The 19,315-nt window shown below is 72.5% G+C and carries 13 protein-coding genes; 1 reads left to right on the forward strand and 12 read right to left on the reverse strand.

Features of this window, described 5'->3' with window-relative positions; translation table 11 throughout:
• Positions 1-127: 127 nt before the first annotated feature.
• The 9 genes from ACFYQA_RS28435 to ACFYQA_RS28475 form a co-directional block, all read right to left on the reverse strand.
• Entirely contained in the window at positions 128-1,666 is a 1,539-nt protein-coding gene (locus ACFYQA_RS28435; protein WP_388923629.1) for a vWA domain-containing protein, read from the reverse strand.
• Positions 1,663-4,638, reverse strand: coding sequence for a hypothetical protein (locus tag ACFYQA_RS28440; protein ID WP_388923632.1), 2,976 nt, complete (start codon positions 4,636-4,638; stop codon positions 1,663-1,665). The genes ACFYQA_RS28435 and ACFYQA_RS28440 overlap by 4 nt, the downstream gene beginning before the upstream one ends.
• Entirely contained in the window at positions 4,635-5,720 is a 1,086-nt protein-coding gene (locus ACFYQA_RS28445) for a hypothetical protein (protein WP_388923635.1), read from the reverse strand. The genes ACFYQA_RS28440 and ACFYQA_RS28445 overlap by 4 nt, the downstream gene beginning before the upstream one ends.
• The gene (locus ACFYQA_RS28450; protein ID WP_388923638.1) at positions 5,713-7,986 is read right to left on the reverse strand and encodes a hypothetical protein; all 2,274 of its coding nucleotides are present in this window, start codon (positions 7,984-7,986) and stop codon (positions 5,713-5,715) included. The genes ACFYQA_RS28445 and ACFYQA_RS28450 overlap by 8 nt, the downstream gene beginning before the upstream one ends.
• Before the next feature lie 265 nt (positions 7,987-8,251).
• Entirely contained in the window at positions 8,252-10,390 is a 2,139-nt protein-coding gene (locus ACFYQA_RS28455) for a PQQ-binding-like beta-propeller repeat protein (RefSeq protein WP_388923641.1), read from the reverse strand.
• Between the two features lie 13 nt (positions 10,391-10,403).
• Positions 10,404-10,559, reverse strand: coding sequence for a hypothetical protein (locus ACFYQA_RS28460; protein ID WP_388923644.1), 156 nt, complete (start codon positions 10,557-10,559; stop codon positions 10,404-10,406).
• Positions 10,560-11,616: 1,057 nt separating this feature from the next.
• Positions 11,617-12,648, reverse strand: a complete 1,032-nt coding sequence (gene dmpG / locus ACFYQA_RS28465) for a 4-hydroxy-2-oxovalerate aldolase (RefSeq protein ID WP_388923647.1) — start codon at positions 12,646-12,648, stop codon at positions 11,617-11,619.
• The gene (locus ACFYQA_RS28470) at positions 12,645-13,631 is read right to left on the reverse strand and encodes an acetaldehyde dehydrogenase (acetylating) (RefSeq protein WP_386391865.1); all 987 of its coding nucleotides are present in this window, start codon (positions 13,629-13,631) and stop codon (positions 12,645-12,647) included. Before ACFYQA_RS28470 ends, dmpG begins: the two co-directional genes overlap by 4 nt.
• Complete coding sequence (locus tag ACFYQA_RS28475) at positions 13,628-14,482, reverse strand: 2-keto-4-pentenoate hydratase (RefSeq protein WP_388923650.1); 855 nt, start codon at positions 14,480-14,482, stop codon at positions 13,628-13,630. The genes ACFYQA_RS28470 and ACFYQA_RS28475 overlap by 4 nt, the downstream gene beginning before the upstream one ends.
• Positions 14,483-14,623: 141 nt before the next feature.
• Between ACFYQA_RS28475 and ACFYQA_RS28480 the strand changes: the two genes are divergently transcribed.
• The gene (locus ACFYQA_RS28480; protein ID WP_388923679.1) at positions 14,624-15,445 is read left to right on the forward strand and encodes an IclR family transcriptional regulator; all 822 of its coding nucleotides are present in this window, start codon (positions 14,624-14,626) and stop codon (positions 15,443-15,445) included.
• Between the two features lie 308 nt (positions 15,446-15,753).
• On the opposite strand, the gene ACFYQA_RS28485 is transcribed toward ACFYQA_RS28480, so the two are convergent.
• The 3 genes from ACFYQA_RS28485 to ACFYQA_RS28495 all read right to left on the reverse strand — a co-directional run bounded on the left by ACFYQA_RS28485 (position 15,754) and on the right by ACFYQA_RS28495 (position 19,099).
• Positions 15,754-16,962, reverse strand: a complete 1,209-nt coding sequence (locus ACFYQA_RS28485) for an MFS transporter (RefSeq protein WP_388923653.1) — start codon at positions 16,960-16,962, stop codon at positions 15,754-15,756.
• A 539-nt stretch (positions 16,963-17,501) separates the two neighbouring features.
• Positions 17,502-18,647, reverse strand: a complete 1,146-nt coding sequence (locus ACFYQA_RS28490) for an RNA polymerase sigma factor (RefSeq protein ID WP_388923682.1) — start codon at positions 18,645-18,647, stop codon at positions 17,502-17,504.
• A 44-nt stretch (positions 18,648-18,691) separates the two neighbouring features.
• Positions 18,692-19,099 carry a YciI family protein gene (locus tag ACFYQA_RS28495; RefSeq protein ID WP_386391856.1) on the reverse strand — a complete coding sequence of 136 codons (408 nt, stop codon included), beginning with the start codon at positions 19,097-19,099 and terminating at the stop codon, positions 18,692-18,694.
• Positions 19,100-19,315 lie beyond the last annotated feature (216 nt).

The raw sequence follows: 19,315 nt of genomic DNA on the forward strand, positions 1-19,315 counted from the left end.
AAGGGGATGTGACACCCCGCCACCGCTGATCCCCCAGGTGAGCAGCGGCGACGCGCCGCCCGGCGGCGGGCCTCGCGGAACCTCCGGGGAACGTCGCGTGCGGCCTCTGCCGGGCGGTGGGCACCGGTCATCTCCGCTGCGCGGGCAGCGTCGTGTAGTGGAACTCGATGCCGCACAGCAGCACGGTCTGGCCGGGCGAGCAGACGATCTCGCGTTCCGGCCGGTCGGCGGTGCGACAGCGCAGCCGGATGGGCGGCTGCTCGCGGAGCGGGCCGGGGACACTGCGGATCCTGACCGATCCGTCGCCCTCGAGGAGTGGGGAGAGGTCCACGGTGACCTCGCCGCGTCCTTGCAGAGGGATCCGCACGGGTTCCCTGGTGTCGACTCCTTCGGCGGACAGCGTGCCCCGGACCGGGCGGTACCGGCGCAGCAGCACGACGCCCGCCAGGACGAGGACGAGCAGGAGGGCGCCCAGTGCGGCGGCCCAGCGCACCGGGTCGACGGTGACCTGCGCCGTCCCCCGTACCGCCAGGGACTCTCCGGCCGGGGCGGTGGCCAGCCGGGCCTGCCGGTCGACGAACCGCTCCGAGGCCCGCGCCACCGGGGTGCTCACCCGGCCGTCGAGGGACAACTGCCAGGTCTCGGTACGGGGGCCGCTGCCCCACCCCTTGCGCTGCGCGGTGGTGGAGTTGAGCGTGACGTCGATGTCCCGGCTCTCCCCCGGCCGGAGGTCGACCGAGCGGGGCAGTCCGCCGGTCGGTTCGACGCCCTCGGGGAGTCCTTCGATCCGCAGGTCGGTGACGCGCACGGGCAGCGCGTCGGTGGTGGCCGTCAGCCGCAGACGGAGGCCCGACCCGGCCGGCACCGGCCCGTTTTCGGACCCGTCCGGCCAGGAGACGGCCACGCCCTTGCCCTTGTCCCCGGTCACGGCCCGGGCGGCCTGGAGCAGACGGGTGTCGTCCTGAGCCGCCGTCATCGCCTCCCGGGTCCGGGATCCCGACGCGTCGAGCATGCGGTGGCTCGGGAACACCTTGGCCAGGACCTGTTCGACCTCGGCGCCGGGGGCCAGGGCGATGCCGTAGCCGGTCAGGGTGCGGTCGGCGGGCAGGCCCGAGGCCTGCTTGCGCAGGGCGGGCCAGCCGCTCGCGGTGAAGTCCCGGTACTTGACGTCGTCGGGCGCGTGCATCTGCGCGTCGGACAGCAGCAGCACGCCGCCGACGTCGGTGCCGGCCCGTTGCAGTCCGTCCAGTGCCTGTTCGAAGGCGCGCCCGAAGTTGGACGCGGGACCGTCGGGGGTGGCGGGCAGCGCCTCGTCGAGTTCCGCGAGCGCCTCGTCACGGGAGACCATGTCGCAGGTGCGCGCGCTCTCGCTGAAGGGGATCAGACAGACCAGGTCCTCGGGGTGCAGGGACTCGAGGAACGCGGGAAGTACCGAACGGACCTTGTCGTACGATCCGTTGTTCGCCATGGACTGTGAGGTGTCGACGACGATCGCGTAGCCGGCTCCACGGGTGCCCACCACCGAGTCCAGGAACCGCTCCAGGTCGCCGGAGTCCGCGGCACGGGCGGGAGCGAAGGGGCTCAGCGCGGGCCCCAGGGTGAGGAAGGCGGTGGCCAGCACCACGGCGAGTACGCGCCGGGCCGGCCGGGAACGGTTGTTGCTCATCGGGCGGTGCTCCCTTTGTTCCACTTCTTGGGCTTGCGCGGCGTTCGCGGTGTCAGGTTCACGTGGGCCAGCAGCCGTATCCACCGCAGTTCACGCACCCGCGAGCGGCGAGCGCGCAGGTCCCGCTTCGCCTCCCGGAGCACCGGCCCCGCCTGCCATCCGCCGCCGCTGTGGCCGGAGGCCAGGCCGACCATGATCAGACGCCTGATTTCGTGCAGGATGTCCGCGGTGACGTCGACGCTGCACCGGTGCTCGGTGAGCAGCGTGCCTTCCAGATGACCGAAGAGCGTGGCGCGTTCCCCGTCCTGGGCCTTCTCCCACCAGCGGCCGGCCGCTTCGAGGGCCTCGCGGCCCGCGGCGGATTCCAGCTCGAGGGTGAAGGGCGCCCACATCGCCGCGAGGTCCCGGGAGGAGCCGACGTGTGCTGCGGCTCGGACGAACTCCTGCAGCGTGCCGGGCCCCTCGCCCCTCCGGCCGGCGCCGCCGGGGGCGGGTGGACGTCCGTGGCCCACATGGGGGCCGGGGGCCGCCGTGGCGGGGCGGGGGCCCGTTCCGGTCGCGAGGCCTGTGCCGGGGGGCCGTTCCAGGGCGGCCTTCTGCGCTGCCTGGCTCTCCTGCGGCTGGCGGGCGGCGCGCAGTTGGGCGTTGTGGGCGGCTTCGCGCTCGGAGAGCCGCTGGGCATGGACGGCACGCTCCCGCTCCCAGTCCTCCTGCCGTCGTCGCCATTCCTCCTCCCGGGCGGCGACGCGCCGGCGCAGGTCCGCGGCGGCCGCCTCGTGCGGCACCCGGAGGAGAACCGTCAGGACGATGCCGCCCTCCCGGCCCCGGAATTCGTCGAGCACCAGTCCGGCGAGCTCGTCCACGAGCAGGTACAGGAAAGGCTCCAGGTTCCTGTCCCGGAAGATCCGGTGCAGGCTCTGGGCGTAGGTGACGCACGCCGCCTCGCGCCACGGGGGCCCGACGGGAGAGACACCCACCAGGCAGCTCAGGACGTCGGCCTGCGCCCTGCAGTGCTGCCACACGTCCGGGTCCGCGGTGAGCAGGTCCCTCAGCGTACGCGCGTCCGGAGGGCCGAACGGGGCGGCCGGGTCCGCGCGGTCGGCGGAGGCGGCCTGATGCGAGGAGACCGGCAGACGCTCCGGAGTCCGCGGGTTCTCCGGGATCCCCGGTGCCCCGGCCGAGGACGGTTTCCACGATCCGCCCCGGTTCCGTCCCAGGAGGGGAAACCTGAAGGTGGCTCCGTCCTCGCCCGTTCGTCCGCCGTCCCCGGGCTCGGCGGCGACGGCATACAGCTGCGGCCACAGCCACCCGACGGCCTCCGCCGTCCAGTCGGGCCGCCGTGCGCGGACGGTGGCGGTGAGTACATGGACAGCGTCCTCGGCGGTGGGACGCGGTTCGGCCCGAGAGACCTGCCCCGCCTCGCGCCCCGACAGCACGGCCCAGGCTCGCAGCCAGGCGGGGGCCTCGTGCGCGGCCGGTGCGAGCGGGGTCAGCCAGTCCACGAGCCGCGCGGGGTCGGCCGATTCCCGCGCGAGCACTTCCAGGGTGAGCCGACGCGTGTCCCACAGCGCGCGCACGGCGCCGGCCCGGCCGTCCGCCATCCTGTCCGGGCCCAGCAGGCACAGACAGTCGACCGCGTACCCCAGGCGCCGGCCGTCGGCCGGCTGTTCGGGGCCGGGCAGCAGCCGCAGTACCTCGGCTTCCTTCCGGCACTGTTCGACCAGCCTCCACAGTGCGTCCAGCCTGGCACGACACGAGGCGCTGTCCAACGCGCGCGAGGCACCGCTCAGCACCACGTCGAGGAGAACTTCCGCCATGAGCGCGGACACCCGCGGTCCGGTCCTCTCGTGCGTCCAGTGGCGGTGCAGCGCCTCGTGCAGCTCCCGGCCCCCGGGGTCGACCGCGTACGCGATCCCGCACTCGACGAGCCGCAGGAAGCCGTCGGAGTCCGTGTTCTCGCCGTCCGTCAGGCTGTTCAGCCCCTCGGCCACGACCCGGACGGACTGCTTCCCGGCCTCGACGGCGCTCACCGCCGCATGGAACGGGTCCAGCCGGTCGAGGGCGCCGAGCAGCGCCCCGTGGTCGGCCGGCGCGACGGGCGCGTCGAGTCCGCGCAGCCCGATGACGACCGCGTCGAGTCCCCTGGCCCCGATCAGCCGGGCGAGCTGACGCCGGTAGTCCTCCGGAGGACCGGCCGGAACCTGTGGGAGGGTGCCGAGGCGGACGCATCGGGCGGACGGCGTGTGCTCCGGTCCGAAAGCCAGCTGGGTGGGCGGTTTGTCACCCCCGTCGACGCAGCTGCCCACGCGCAGCCCGCTGCGCACCCCGTACGGCAGGAGGCCCACGACGGCGTCGAACACGGCCAGCCGGGCCCGCGCGTCGAGCCGGCCTCCCCCGGTAATGACGACGGGGCTGCCGCACAGCAGCAGCGCGGCCACGGACACGGCCCAGTCCACGGGAGCCACTCGCCGCTGCCCGGTCCCGGCGGCGGTGCCGGGCACGTGGCCGGCGATGGTGTCCAGGCCTTCCGCCAGTCCCTCACCTGCCGGTGGGGGCACCTCCAGCACGACGCTCCCGCCGTGCTCCGGGGGCAGCCGCACGGGGGCGACGGCGTCCCACAGGTTGGTGTATTCCACCCTCCGGCGCACCAGTTCGGCGGAGTCGATCAGCAGGTAGCGGGTCGGGGTGACGGCCCGGTTCGCGCCGTCGCGCAAGGTGGAGGTCTCCATCACGGAGATGCCGGTCCACAGCTGGTCGGTGAAGGGCATACCCACTACGGAGATCCAGGGCAGCCGGTCCTGCACGGCCGCCGCGGAGGGCGGATTGCCCAGGCTCGCCGCGATGATGTATTCGGAGAACGTCGCGCGGCGGGGCGCGCCTCCGGTGCAGTGCATCACGTCGTACTCGGCCAGCGAGTCCGCTTTCTTGCCGTACCAGGCCCACAGTGCCTCCACGGTGAACGCGTCGTTCACGGCCGGCCTCCGTTCCGCATACCGAGCAGCAGGGCCACCAGCGGTTCCATGACGTTGTACGGGCTGAGCGGGCCCACGATGCGCTCCTCCCCGTCGACGAAGTTGACGTTCCCGAAGCGCCGCAGGTCGACGGAACCACCGGGCAGGGTGCCGAACCCGATCGCCGAGGAGGTGAAGAAGTGGAGGCGTGAGGGATGGAAGTTGGCGCGCAGCGTCTGCCCCACCAGGCGCATGGTGCTGCCGTGCAGGTCGTCCGCGAGCCAGTCGAAGAAGCCGGCGGGGTCGGACACCACGGGCACTCCGTTCGGCCCGAGGTCGGTCCAGCCGCCGCGCCGGGCCCGGTGGAAGATCTCCGGGTCGTCGAACTTGGTGAGGCAGACGGCGAGGTGGTGCGGGAGATAGGGGCCGTCCAGCCGGTTCTCCTGCATGCAGAGACGGGTGATCCGGGTCAGGGCGCCGTTGAGGAAGGCGAACGAGTCTCTGTCCTTCGCCTCGCGCACCGGGTCGAAGAGGTAGACGAGTCCCTGGGCCCTGGCCAGGTGATCGATGCTCCGGGCGGCGAGGCCGTCGCTCCTGAGGTCCTGGTAGGCGCCGCCGGGCACGTCGAGCACGCTCAGCTCGAACTCCAGCCGGTTCGAAGGCCGTTTGCGCCACAGACGTCGCCTGCCGAAGGCCGTGCCGCTGAGGTCCCCGCGAAAACGCCAGGCGTACGAGCGCACGACCTGGGTGGCCCCGGGGAAGACCTTGTCGATCGCCAGCTCGCGTGCCGTCTCCACCAGGAATGTCTCCGACACGTCGTCGGACGGCACCACCTGCCACCGGCCGTACGGACCGGACGGGTCGAGCGCGGCGAGCCGCAGTGCGCCCAGGAACGTGGTCTTGCCCGAGGACGGGCCGCCCCAGACTCCGATCCGTGTCTCCGCCTCCCCCGCCTGTTGTCCCGGGGTGAACTCGACCGGAGCTGCGTACGCCGGCTCGCTGCCGGTGTAGCCGGCCTCCTCGTCCACCGCGTTGCGCTCGTAGGTCTTGCTCATCATTTCCGACGGTGGGAACCGGGGCTCGTCCGGCTTGTTCTCAGTCATGGTGCTCACTGTCCTTCTGGCTGGGTGGTACCGCCGCCCACGGGTCGACGCGCGCGCCATGGCCGCGGGCGGTCCCGGGGGCCGCCGGTGCGGTGGCGGGGTCGGTCAGCAGCCCGTGGGCCTCGGCGGGGCGTCCCAGGGCGTGGTTGACGCACGAGGCGACGTCTTCGGGTGTGTGTGTCCCGAGGGTGAACAGGTGGTCGCGGCCGAGGTCGCGCCAGATGTGGCGGAGTCGCTCACGGGTCTGGGGACGCCAGCGTCCGGAGGTGTCCACGGCCACCGCATCGCGTACGCCGATGACGGTCAGGTCGGGACAGGCCACCGTACGCAGCCGGTTCAGGGCTTCCTCGTAGTCGTGCCGACCGGGGCAGGGCAGGCTGAGGTCGGACTGCTGGCGGGCGGGGTGGGGCGGCCTGCGGGCCAGCACGAGCAGCAGGTGCCGGGCTCCGTCGCGCCAGTGCCGCCAGTGGGCGGCCGCGTGCAGGGCGTCCTCCAGCGGCGCGCCGTAGTCGTGCTGTACGGGCCGTACGGGGAACCGGCGGACGGCCTCGGCGGCGGCTTCGGCGGAGCCGGGGCCCCAGACGCTCAGCACGGAGTCGCCTTCCGGTTCCGCTCGCACGGGCAGGACCTTGTGGTCCTCGTACCCGACGAGCCCGATCCGCAGGCTCGCCGGGGCCTTGGGGATCTCCCCGCCGGGGCGGCCCGCCCCGGGGTCCGGCGGGCCGGCGGCGCCGAGCCGGTGGAGCACCGACCACAGGAAGCGGACGCGGCGCTCGGACTCGGCCCGGGCACCGCCGAGTTCGAGCAGGAGCAGTACATCGGCGGCGGCTCGGGGCCAGGACGCGTCCGCGTCGGTGGAATGCGGCAGCGTCCGTCCGGTCCGGCTTTCGGTGAACAACTCCGGGGCCGCGAAACGGAGCTGTCCGTAACTGTCGAGGGCGACGGTGACGGTGGTCCGGCGTCCGGGCCGCACCCGCGCACGCCCCGTGCGCAGCACCGGCCAGTCCTCGGTCCGGGCGCCCCTGGCCGTCACCAGCGGAAGGGTGAACACGCCGTCCCGCGTGCGGGAATCGGCGTCGGCATACGGACGGGAATCGCCGTCCGAACGTGCGCCCGTATCCACGCGCGTACTCGCGTTCCCGCGTCCGTCTTCGCCCGCTTCCGCCAACAGCTCGACGGAGGAGAACAGTTCGCCCTCCTCGGGCAGCGTCGTACCGCCCGGGAAGAGGATGCGGGCACCGGTGTCCGCCCCCTGGTCCGGTGAGTTTCCCGGGGCGGGCCGGGTGAGCAGGGCGTAGCCGTGCCGCAGCGGAACCTGGCGGCAGACGCTTTGGACGATGTCGTCCAGGGAGCGCGGGTCGGAGGCGTCAAGGAGGATCCGGGCCGCCGCCGGCGCCCTGGTCGTCAGGACCTGCGCCGCGTAGCCCGGCCAGCGCCATCCATGGGCCTGGCCGACAAGGACCAGCGGCACCGCGCGGCCCTGTGCGCGTGCGGTGTCAAGGGGGGCCAGGGTGGTGGCGAGGGCGCGGCGGACCGCAGGCTCCCACGCCTCGTCGGTGGCCCGGGGCACCCCATGGGTTCCGTAGGGAGGCGTGAGACCGATACCGCCGGCCAGCAGGAAGGCGCGTTCCACCGCCGCCGCGGGCAGCCAGGGCACGAGGTCCGGCCACTGCACGTCGCCGTTCGGGGAGTTGTGCGTCCACCCGGTTCCTTGCGGGCAACGGCCCAGCTCCCGCAGGGCCAGGCCGGCGGTGGAGATGCCGAGGACGCAGACGGCGTCGTACTCGCCGGCCGTGAGCGCGGTGAGCAGGGACACGGCACCGGCTGGGCTGCCTGCCCCGGCGTCCCTCCGCTCCCCCGCGCCGAGCGGGTCGAGGAAGCCGAAGGGGTCGAACGGATCGAGGGAGCCGAAGGGGCCTGGACCGCGTACGGCCGCCGCCGGGGCAGGGCGGATCAGAGGACTCAGCCGGCGGTCGACGGTGCCACCCGGCGTCGCTCCGCGGGAACGGCCGTCGGTCGCCAGGCACCGGGTCGCGAGAACGGCCGCGGACATGTCCCAGGACCAGCAGGCGGCGATCTCCGCTTCCCGTGCCGCCGGACCGGCGGCCGCCGTCGTCTCCGGCTCCCGGCCGCAGACTCCGCACCGCCGTCCGGCACCGCCCGACCAGCAGACGGGGCAGTGTCCGGGGGGCCCGGCGGCGGGGTGCCCGGCATCCCTGGGCCACGGCCGGCCGCGCTCGGGTCCGTCGTGGTGGACGCGTGTCACCCGCGGCGCCCACGGGTCGCAGAAGGGCCCTCGTTCATGGGTGCCGGCCCTGTGTCCGGCCATTTGTCGTTGTGCACGGTTCCCCCTCGGACCGCCGTCCCCGCTGCCACCCCGGGGTACAGAACCCCTGGTCATGGCCTACGAACTGATGATGTGTCAGCGATCGTAGTGGGGCGCTCTCCCCATTATCCGAGGAAAAGGCAGAATCTTTCATTCTCTTTCCTGAAATGCGCGTACATCACATGATGGAGAGATATGACTTGATTTAGCCAGTAGCCGGACGGAGTCCCCCTCCGAGGGCCAGCCGGCGTACCGCGCCGTCGAGTCCGACCGCGATCAGCCCCTCCTCGGCCGGACGCAGTCCCGAGACGGAAGACAGTTCCCAGCGCCTCAGCAGGCGGCCGTCGTCGACGGCGAGCAGCCGGATCCCGCGCTGGTCGGCGACGCACACCGCGGAGCCGTCCACCAGGACGTCCAGGGCACGTGGCGCCGCCCCACCGGTCGCCGGCGCCGTCCACAGCGGGTGGCCGTCCTCGGCGCCCAGCGCGGTGACCGAGCCCTCCGTGGTCGCGACCACGACAGCCCCGTCGCAGCCGACGGCGGCGAGGTGCACGGTGCCGCCGGCCGGCGCCGCCCACACCGTCTCTCCTGTGGCACGGCACAGGGCGGTCACCGTGCCGTCCGCCCCCGGCACGACGACGGCGTCCTCCAGCGCCGTCACCCCCGCCGGGCCGGCGGCACGCGGATGCACGTCCCACAGCCGGCTCCCGTCGTCCATCCGCCGGCACACCACCTGGCCGCGATCGGTGCGGTAGACCACCGTGCCGACGGCGACCACCACTCGTCCCGTCACAACTCCTGCGTCCTCGACGGCCCAGCCGCAGTTCCCGGAACGGAGGTCGAGGACGCGCACGCTCCGTCCCTCGGCGACGAAGAGCCGGTCCGGATCGTCGCCGGGGGCGCCGGATCGGCCCACCGTGTGCACTCCCGCGGAGAACCGGTGCCGTGCGTGCTCGGGACCGGCCGCGGCCGGCCGGACATGGTGCACCGCTCCGTCGGCGGCGCCCAGAACCACCCCGTCCCGCGCCGGGACCAGTCCGCCCCGCACCGGTGCACCGAGGTCCAGGCGCCACAGGGGCCGCCCGCTCCGGTACTCGACGCCGTACAGGACCCCGCCCGCCGTGGCGATCAGCACCATGTCCCCCATCAGCCAGGGGGGTACGCGCAACCAGTCGTGGCAGTGCCAGACCCAGCGCTCACCGGTGGCCGATTCGGGTGCGGGCTCCGCCGCGGATGCCTGCGCCCACTCCGACGCGGGTACGGACGCGGGTGCGGGCACCGGTACCGGAACGGGGGCCGGTACCGGAACGAACGCGGGCACGGTCGGCGCGAGGCCGTCGTCCGCCCGGTTCCCGGGGCTCCACTGTTCCCGGCCCGCTTCCCGGCCCCGGGCCCGCCGGGTTTCCCGCTCCCCCGTCTCCTCCCGCGCCAACTGGTCGGCGCGGGGCCCGATAAGGGCACGCAGCTCGTCCGTATGGCGCCCGAACACATGGAGCGCCGTGGGCGGGTAGGGAATGTGGTCCGCGTCCGTCGCGTGGGCCAGCCCGGCGCGTACGTCGCCCATCGAGGGGCGCTCGGTGTCGGTGAACCGGAGACACGCGGTGACGAGTTCACGCAGCGGGCCGTCGCGCAGGCCGGTGATGTCCGGTGGCTCCGTCAGGGCGCGCAGCCGGATGTCGAACTGGTTGCGTCCGTTGTAGGGGGGATGCCCCGTCGCGGCGAAGAGCAGCGTCGCGGCGAAGGCGAAGACATCGGCGGGCCCCCGGGCGCGGCCGAGGCCGCTCGCCTGCTCGGGAGCGGCGTACTGGAAGCTGCCCATGGCGTCCGCGGTGACGGTCAGGCTGAGGTTGGCGACGAGGCGTACGAGGCTGAAGTCGATGATCCAGGGGCGGGCCGGGGTGACGAGTACGTTGCTCGGTTTCAGGTCCCGGTGGTAGAGCCCGGCGCCGTGCAGGGCGGCCAGCGTGCCGGCCAGGCGGCGGCCGAGGGCGAGCACCGTGGTCTGCGGCAGCGGGCCGGCGTCGTCGACCAGCCGTTGCAGCGAGGGGCCCGGAACGTACCGGGTGGCCAGCCAGGGGCGGCGGGCGGCCGGGTCGGCGTCCAGGAGTTCGGGAATGCCTTCGCCGCCGGCCCGGTCGACGGCCTCGATCTCGCTGTGGAACCGGGGCCTGAGCCGCTCGGACTCGGCGACATCGGTACGGATGATTTTGACCGCGGCGAACCGCCCCCGGCCGCCCGGCTCCTCCTGTCCGAGGAACACCTCTCCGAATCCGCCCGCGCCGATGCGGGACAGCAGCCGGAACCGCCCCAGCCGCCGGGGGTCCTCGCTTCTCAGGATCTCCATCGAGGGCACCGGATCAGGCCTCCCCGTGCATGTCGGTCCGCCGGCCCGTCCGGTGACGCGACCCGTCGTCGCCGGGGAACGAGGCGGGGGCGGTGCGCCGGGCGAGCGCGCGCAGCAGGCCGTCGGTGCCCAGTTCCTCCCGCAGCATCCGCAGCCGGGCCCGCGCCACGTAGCAGGAAGTCGCCGAGCGCCGGTGTGGCGCGGATCAGCAGGGCGCCCCGGTGCCGCCGGACCACCGGACGGGCCATGTGCTGCGCCGTGGGCCAGGCGACGGCCCGGGCCCTGTCGCCCGCGCCGAGGGCGGCCCCACCCAGACGCTTTTCCACGGCACGCCACAGCCTGTCGCGTTCCGCGGCGGACACGAGCACGGGGCCCCCGCTCCGTTCCCGGAGCCTGATGTACACGGCGGTGCCGGACCGTGCGACCAGGTCGTGCGACGCCCTTGCGGCGAGAAAGGGAAGGGCCGCGACGAATTCCTGGGCACGCAGCAATTCCGTGACGGCTGCATGGAATTGCTCGCCGGGTTCGCCTGCCGGAATCAATTCCCCGACTTCGGGATCGTCCGGCATGGCACCGATACGCGTCCTCGGCAGGTCCAGCGCCCTCGGCGAAGGGGCGGACGCGTCGCCGGGTGCCGCCAGGACCGCCGTCCGGATCTCGTAGAGCGGGTCGTCGTGCAGCCGGGCCCACGCCGCCCGCTCCGCATCCGACCAGGCCACTCCATGTCCGTCGGGGGCCCAGGCAGGTCCCATGCCGTCCGGCACGTCGGTCTCGTCCGCCGGATTCACGCCGCGGACGTCACCCCATGAACATGTCTCCACCACGGTGTCCGGCAGTATTTTCCGGAAACCGTCCCCGATCCTGTCGAGCGCTTCCTGTTCACGTTTCGACCGAACGTCCGTTCCGTAAAAGAACGGAATCGTCTTCATTTTTCTTCGCACATGCCCCCCGCCCCGATGCCGCGACCATGAACACCGCGACGGCCGCCAACGGTAGCGCGACACAAGGAACCATCTCCGCATGTTCCTTGAATTCGTCCCACCTGGGCGAGGAGTTACGTATTCAGAAAAACAATGAAGTCATTCGATCAAGAACGGACAGAGTGGCGCTTTCGGTGTCGGGTCCACGAGGGGAGTGTGGTGCCGAGGCCCGGTCAGGGCATAGCCGATGGCCGGCCCGGGGCGGGCGCTCCGTCGCACCCACCCCGGGCTGGCCGGGCCCGGGTGTCAGCCCGCCGGGACCTGCGCCACGAGGTCCAGAGCGATGTCTGTGATCATGTCCTCCTGGCCGCCGACCATCTTGCGGCGCCCTACCTCGACGAGGATCGCGCGGGTGTCGATGCCGTAGCGCTCGGAAGCCCGTTCGGCATGGCGCAGGAAGCTGGAGTACACGCCCGCGTAGCCGAGCGTCAGCGTCTCCCGGTCGACCTGCACCGTGCGGTCCTGCAGCGGCCGTACGAGATCGTCGGCGGCGTCCATGAGGGGGAACAGGTCGCAGCCGTGGTCCCATCCCATGAGGTCGGCGACCGCGATGAACGCCTCCAGCGGGCAGTTGCCCGCCCCCGCGCCCTGGCCCGCGAGCGAGGCGTCGACGCGGGTGACGCCGTTCTCGACGGCGACCACGGTGTTGGCCACGCCGAGGGCGAGGTTGTGGTGGGCGTGGATGCCGAGTCCGGTGGCCGGGTCGAGGACGTCGCGGTAGGCCCGGACGCGGTCCCGGACCCCGTCCATGGTGAGCCGGCCACCGGAGTCGGTGACGTAGACGCAGTGGGCGCCGTAGGACTCCATGAGCTTGGCCTGGCGGGCGAGTTCGGCCGGCTCGGCCATGTGGGACATCATCAGGAACCCCGCGACGTCCATACCCAGCTCGCGCGCCGCCGCGATGTGCTGGGCGGAGATGTCCGCCTCGGTGCAGTGCGTGGCGATCCGTACGGAGCGGATACCCAGGGAGTGGGCCCGCTCGAGGTCGTGGACGGTGCCGATGCCGGGCAGCAGGAGCGTCGTGGGTATGGCGTGCCGGGTGGCGCCAGCCACCGCTTCGATCCATTCCCAGTCGGTGTGGGCGCCGACGCCGTAGTTGATGCTGGAGCCGGCCAGGCCGTCACCGTGGGCGATCTCGATCGCGGCCACGCCGGCCGCGTCCAGCTCGGCGGCGATGGCGCGGGCCTGGTCGACGGTGTAGCGATGGCGGACGGCGTGCATGCCGTCCCGCAGGGTCACGTCCTGCACGTACAGGGCGGGCTGCTGCTGTGCGGTCATCGGGAGACCACCTCCGACGTGTGGTGGGCGGCCATGCGCTCCGCGGTACGCAGCGCGGCCGAGGTCATGATGTCGAGGTTGCCGGCGTAGGACGGCAGGTAGTGGGCGGCGCCTTCGACCTCGAGGAACACCGACACCCTTGTCGCGTCCGGGGTGCGGGAGCCGGCGGGGAGGAGGGAACGCAGCGGGTCGTCGGCGGTGACCCGGTCGAACTGCACGGCCTGCTTGAGTCGGTAGCCGGGGACGTAACCCTGGACCCGGGCGACCATCTCCTGCACCGAGTCCCTCACCGCGGTGTCGTCGCATTCGCCCACCAGGCAGTGGACGGTGTCGCGCATGATGAGCGCGGGTTCGGCGGGGTTGAGGATGATGATGGCCTTGCCGCGGGCCGCGCCGCCGACCTGTTCGATGGCGGACGACGTGGTCTCGGTGAACTCGTCGATGTTGGCCCGGGTGCCCGGTCCGGCCGAGCGGGACGCGATGGATGCGACGATCTCGCCGTAGTGCACGGGCGTGACCGCTCCGACCGCCGCGACGACGGGAATGGTGGCCTGGCCGCCGCAGGTGACCATGTTGACGTTGGCGGCGTCGAGGTGGTCGGCGCCGTTGACCGGCGGCACCACGTAGGGGCCCAGTGCGGCGGGGGTGAGGTCGACGAGTGTGCGGCCCAGGGGGCGCAGTACGTCCTCGTGGTGGCGGTGGGCTCCGGCCGAGGTCGCGTCGAAGACGATGTCTATGTCGGCGAACTCGTCCATCCTCACCAGCCCTTCCACCCCTTCGTGGGTGGTGGCGACCTTGAGGCGGCGCGCGCGGGCCAGGCCGTCGGAGTCCGGGTCGATGCCCGCCATGGCGGTGATCTCCAGGCTCTCGGAGAGCCGCAGCACCTTGATCATCAGGTCGGTGCCGATGTTGCCGGAGCCGATGACCGCTACTTTGGTCCGCCTCGCGGGGGCCGTGTTCGTCGTGGAGGCCGTGCTCGTCACTGGTGTGCTCCCTCGTCCGGGGTGTCCTGAGTGTCGGTGGTGTCCGGTGCGAACGAGACCTGTACGGAGCCGAGCCCGGAGATATCGGCGTCGAAGTGGTCGCCGGGAGCGGCCACGGCCATGGGCCCCAGGGCGCCGGTGAGGACGATGTCCCCCGCGCGCAGCGGATCTCCGGCGGCGGCGAGTACGTCCGCCAGCCAGACGGCGGCGTTGAGCGGGCCGCCCAGGCAGTCGCGCCCCGAGCCGCTGGACACCTCCTCCTCGTTGCGCAGCAGCGTCATCCGCACGTCCCTCAGGTTCACCGCGGTCAGCGGCACGGGGGTGCCGCCGAGAACGAAGAGGCCCGAGGAGGCGTTGTCGCAGACCGTGTCGACGATGGAGATGTCCCAGCCGCTGATGCGGCTGTCGACGATCTCCAGAGCGGGCAGGGCGAAGTCCACCGCGCGCAGTACGTCGGCGACCGTGGGCCCGACGAAGGGAAGATCGGCGCCGAGGACGAGTGCCACTTCGGCCTCGACCTTGGGCTGGAGCAGCCTCCGGGCGGGGACCGTTCCGCCGTCGGGGACGGCCATGTCGGACAGCAGTGCCCCGAAGTCCGGCTGGTCGACACCTAGTTGCTTCTGCACGGCCGGCGAGGTGAGGCCGATCTTGCGGCCCACGATCCTACGGCCGTCGGTGAGGCTGCGCCGCACGTTGAGACGCTGCACCTCGTAGGCGGTGTCGATGTCGTCGGCGTCGAGGAGCGTGCGCACAGGCGGACATGTCACGCCTGTGCGCGCGGCCTGCTTCAGGATGTCGGCCGCCTTCAGGATGGGACCGGGCGGCGGGTCGTACAGGGGAGGCGTTGTCATGTTGCCCTCGGGGAGTGCGTCGGAAGGGTGGTTCCAGAGGTTCGGGACCGGGGTCCGGCGGGTGCGGTGGTTCCGGTATAGACAGCGGGGCGCAACTCTGACAATCATTGTTCCGTGACACGGAACAATGATCAGGGCAACATGCTGGACAAAGCGGTATCCATCCTGAATTGCTTCGACAGCGTCGGCGGCTCGTTCCGGCTGACGGAACTCTCGGACCGTACGGGGCTGCCGAAGGCCACGGTGCACCGGCTGACCGCGGATCTGGTCCGTCTCCAGCTGATGGAGAAGGAGGGCAACGCCTACCGTCTCGGCGGCCGGCTCTTCGAACTGGGCAGTCTGGTTCCGCGCCGGCACGGCCTGCGGGAGACGGCCCTGCCCTTCCTCCAGGATCTCTACGAAGCCACCCACGAGACGGTGCACCTCGGTGTGCGCGAAGGACGGGAGGTGGTCTACCTGGAGCGCATCCACGGCCATGACCGGCTGCCGCTGCCCTCACGGGTGGGCGGACGTCTCCCGCTGAGCTGCACCGGCGTGGGCAAGGCGCTGCTGGCCTTCTCCGGCCCCGAGCTGGTGGACGCGGTGCTGGGTGAGACTCCCCTGCCGCAGCTCACCCGCTACTCGACGTCCGACCCCGACCGGCTGCGGACCGCCATCGAGCAGGCGCACGTCTCCGGTCTGGCGTACGAGGAGCAGGAGGCCGCCCTCGGAGTGAGCTGCATCGCCGCTCCCGTCTTCGACGGCAGCGGTACGGCCGTCGCCGCCCTGTCCGTCGCCGTACCGCGCGCCCGTTTCCAGCCGGCGCAGCTCGCCCCCGCCGTACGCACCGCGGCGCTGGGCCTGTCCCGCGCACTGCGTGCCGACAGTGCGGAACGACGGCCGTCCGCGCAGCACACGCTCATGGCCCTGCGCGCCGAGGCCGGCCGGGGCGACGGCCGCCAGGGGGCCTCGCGTCCCGGATGACCGGGGAAGGGACTCGCATGACCCGGGAAGGGAGTCGCACGATGACCGTATGCCCGGAACGCAGCATCTCCTGTTGCTCGTGCCACTGGTTCCGACGGTCCTCTCGGCGACCGCTTGCCGGCAGACGGACGGCGGTACGACGCCCTTCGGCAGCGCTTCGGGCCGCGCGCCGATCAAACTGCGTACCGGTGAGGCCGTGTACTGGCAGGCCGGACACGCCCCACGCCACCGGCCGACACCCGGACACCGGGCCGGGCCCGCCCGCACTCCTGACGGGCCCGGCCCGGTTTCGCCCTCTTCTCAGGTCGTCATGTGACCGTACGCGTCTCCTGGTCGGGCGCGGCCGAGCCTTCCATGATCACCTCGGAACGTCGGCCTCCCCGGTCCATCAGGCCACCCGTGAAGGCCAGGCCGAGGCCGGCCAGAGCAAGAGCCGCACCGGCCAGGCTGGGCGCGGCCCAGCCCCAGCCGGCCGAGATGACCAGGCCGCCGATCCAGGCCCCGCCCGCGTTGGCCAGGTTGAACGCGGAGTGGTTGGAGGCCGCCGCCATCGTCGGAGCGTTCTTGGCCTTGGCCATGAGCAGCATCTGGACGGGCGTGGTGATGAGAGAGCCCATCGCACCGATGACGGTGATCGTCAACAGGGCGGGCACAAGGCTGTGCACGGTGAAGTAGAACGTCACCAGTGCCGCGGCGAGCAGAGCCAGGCCCGCATACAGCGTCGGCCGCAGGGCACGGTCCGTGAGCGGGCCGGCGATCAGTGTGCCGAGCGTCATGCCGACGCCGTAGAGCGCGAGGACCAGGGTGGTCGAGGAGTTGGATATGCCCGTCAGATTCGTCAGCATGGGCACCAGGTAGCTGTAAACGGCGAAGAACCCGCCGAACCCGACCACGGCGACGGCCATGCCGATCGCGACCTGCCTGTTGCCCATGGCCCGCAGCTCGGTCCGGACGCCGGACTGCCGGCCCCGTGGCTGGTGGGGGACGAAGCAGGCCAGCATGAGGAGGGCGACGAGTCCGATGGCGGTGACCGCCCAGTAGGCGGACCGCCAGCCCAGCTGCTGCCCGAGGGCCGTGCTGGCCGGGACTCCGACGATGTTGGCGACGGTGAGGCCGAGGAACACCTTCGAAACGGCACGGGCCGCGCGCCCCGGGGCGACCAGTCGTGAGGCGACGACGGCGCCCACGCCGAACAGCGCTCCGTGCGGCAGACCCGCCAGGAACCGCGCGGCGAAGAGCAGGCCGAAGTCGGGCGCGAGCGCGGACGCGGCGTTGCCGACCACGAACAGCCCCGACAGGAGCAGGAGCAGCCGCTTGTGGGGTATGCGCGCGCCGATGCCCGTCAGCAGAGGCGCACCGACGACGACACCGAGCGCGTAGGCGGAGACGAGGTGGCCGGCGTGCGGCACGGACACGCCGACCCCGTCGGCGATCTGGGGCAGCAGTCCCATCGTGGCGAACTCGGTCGTGCCGATGCCGAACGCGACGACAGCCAGGGCCAGCAGAGCCAGCGGCATGGTGCAGAAAACCTTTCGAAGACAACGGTCCGGGAGCGGGGGGAACGGTTTCGGGCCCGACCACGAGTGGCGTTGCCGGCCTGGTGGACCGAACAGCGGCGGGCCGGTTGCGCCGAGCGCAGGCCGTGCGTCTCCGGACGGCCTGCCGGACCGGCTTCGCGGACGGTCGGCGTGACCGCGCGGAGTGGGGAGCATGAGGGACACGGCCGTACGAGAGCCTCGCTACGGGGTTCTGTGCCGGTGCCCGGCGCAGTGTCTCCCGGCCGGGCCGCGCCGTGCCGGCACCGTCTCGTCGTGCGAGACGGCTGAAGCCGGCAAGCGCTCGGCGGAGGACGTACGGAGTTCCATGGTTCGTGACTCTCGGAGAGTGCGGCGACCGCCCGAGACGGGGCGAACCTGCGGGGACGAGCTGAGGAGGCGCGGGCCTCGACGGTGAGGCGGGCCGCCCAGGACCGTAACATCGATTCGATCTGTATATCGATTCGCTGGGAAGTGGAAGAAGGACCGCGCGTGCGGTTCCGTCGGCCGAGCGCGATCCGTCAGTGATCCCGGCGGGCGTTGAGCCGGGCGGCCTGGCGTGTCAGGTGGTCGCGTTCGGCGAGGTTGGGCGCTTTCCGAGCCGCCTCGGCGTACAGGCGTGCCGCCGTCGCGAGGTCGCCGTCGCGTTCGTGGAGGTACGCGGAAACCGCGGTGTGGCGGGGCAGTGAGTCGTCCAGCGCCACGAGCGCCGCCAGGCCCGCGCGCGGTCCGTCGGCCTCGCCGACGGCCACCGCGCGGTTGAGCCGGACGACCGGACTGTCGGTCAGGCGCGTGAGCTCGTCGTACCACTCGACGATCTGCACCCAGTCGGTCTCCTCGGCGGTGTGGGCGTCGGCGTGGAGGGCCGCGATGGCGGCTTGGGCCTGGAACTCGCCCAGCCGGTCGCGGGCCAGGGCCGCCTGCAGGATCCCGACACCCTCGGCGATCGACGTGGTGTCCCACCGGCCGCGGTCCTGCTCGGCGAGCGGCACCAGGCTGCCGTCGGGTGCGATCCGCGCGGCGCGCCGGGCGTGGTGGAGCAGCATGAGGGCGAGCAGCCCCGCCACCTCGGGGTGGTCGATCACGACCGCGAGCTGCCGGGTGAGCCGGATGGCCTCGGCGGCGAGGTCGACGTCACCGGAGTAGCCCTCGTTGAAGACCAGGTAGAGGACACGCAGCACGGTGGCGACGTCGCCGGGCCGATCGAACCGCACGCCGGAGACGGTGCGTTTGGCCCGGCTGATGCGCTGCGCCATGGTCGCCTCGGGCACCAGGTAGGCCTGGGCGATCTGGCGGGTGGTGAGCCCGCCGACGGCGCGCAGCGTGAGCGCGACCGCGGACGACGGCGTCAGCGACGGGTGGGCGCACAGGAAGTAGAGCTGGAGCGTGTCGTCCGCCGAAGGCGCGGGTCCGGGCGGCGGCTCCTCGTCGACCCGGTCCTCGCGCCAGCGGCGGGCGGTGTCCGCCCGGGTCGCGTCGAGGAACCGGCGCCAGGCCACGGTGACCAGCCAGCCCTTCGGGTCGTGCGGTGGGGCGGTCGGCCAGACGCGGACCGCCTCGACCAGCGCGTCCTGCACGGCGTCCTCGGCCGCCGCGAAGTCGGCTCCGCGGCGGCCGAGGATCCCGAGTACGCACGGCGTGAGACTCCGGAGCAGGTCCTCGTTCACCTCGGCCGTCATTCCCGTCATCATTCCCGTCGTGATGTCCGTCGTCATTCCGTGATGGTGGGCGGCGCGGTCAGGAACGGGCGTACCTCGAGCCATTCGTGGATCGGCTTCCCGCCCGCTCCGGGAGCGGCCGACAGTTCCCCGGCCAGCTCGACGGCGCGCTCGTAGCTGTCGACGTCGATCACCATCCAGCCGGCGATGAGGTCCTTGGTCTCGGCGAACGGGCCGTCGGTGACCGGCGGCCGGCCCTCGCCGTCGTACCGGACGAACGTCCCCTCGGGGGCGAGCGCCTGACCGTCGACGAACTCACCGGTTCCTTCGAGCCTGGCGGCGAAGTCGTTCATGTACTGCACGTGGGCCGAGATCTCCTCCGGCGTCCACCGGTCCATGGGCACGTCGTTGACCGCGGCCGGGGCGCCCCGGTAGTGCTTCAGCAGCAGGTACTTGGCCATCGTGCTTCTCCTCGGTGCTGGTGCGACCCCTTTCGGTCGCGTTCACTGCGGGGACGGAACCGGCCACGGGTTCTCGACATCCACGCCCAAAATCTTTTGGGCTCTCCCTGATACGCAACGCCCACCGGTGGCCATCGTCCCGGGCCGGCACAGCTTCCGCGCGCCGAAGGACCAGGATCACCACAGCTCGGCTGTGTCCGTCGACGCAGATGCGTT

The organism is Streptomyces sp. NPDC005774, assembly GCF_042871645.1.
GTDB lineage: Bacteria > Actinomycetota > Actinomycetes > Streptomycetales > Streptomycetaceae > Streptomyces > Streptomyces pratens.

Excerpts from the sequence above, each read along its gene's own strand:
- ACFYQA_RS28435 (WP_388923629.1), bottom strand. The coding sequence starts at position 1,666 with ATGAGCAACAACCGTTCCCGGCCGGCCCGGCGCGTACTCGCCGTGGTG.
- ACFYQA_RS28445 (WP_388923635.1), bottom strand. The coding sequence starts at position 5,720 with ATGACTGAGAACAAGCCGGACGAGCCCCGGTTCCCACCGTCGGAAATG.
- ACFYQA_RS28455 (WP_388923641.1), bottom strand. The coding sequence starts at position 10,390 with ATGGAGATCCTGAGAAGCGAGGACCCCCGGCGGCTGGGGCGGTTCCGG.
- dmpG (WP_388923647.1), bottom strand. The coding sequence starts at position 12,648 with ATGACCGCACAGCAGCAGCCCGCCCTGTACGTGCAGGACGTGACCCTG.
- ACFYQA_RS28475 (WP_388923650.1), bottom strand. The coding sequence starts at position 14,482 with ATGACAACGCCTCCCCTGTACGACCCGCCGCCCGGTCCCATCCTGAAG.
- ACFYQA_RS28480 (WP_388923679.1), top strand. The coding sequence starts at position 14,624 with ATGCTGGACAAAGCGGTATCCATCCTGAATTGCTTCGACAGCGTCGGC.
- ACFYQA_RS28485 (WP_388923653.1), bottom strand. The coding sequence starts at position 16,962 with ATGCCGCTGGCTCTGCTGGCCCTGGCTGTCGTCGCGTTCGGCATCGGC.
- ACFYQA_RS28495 (WP_386391856.1), bottom strand. The coding sequence starts at position 19,099 with ATGGCCAAGTACCTGCTGCTGAAGCACTACCGGGGCGCCCCGGCCGCG.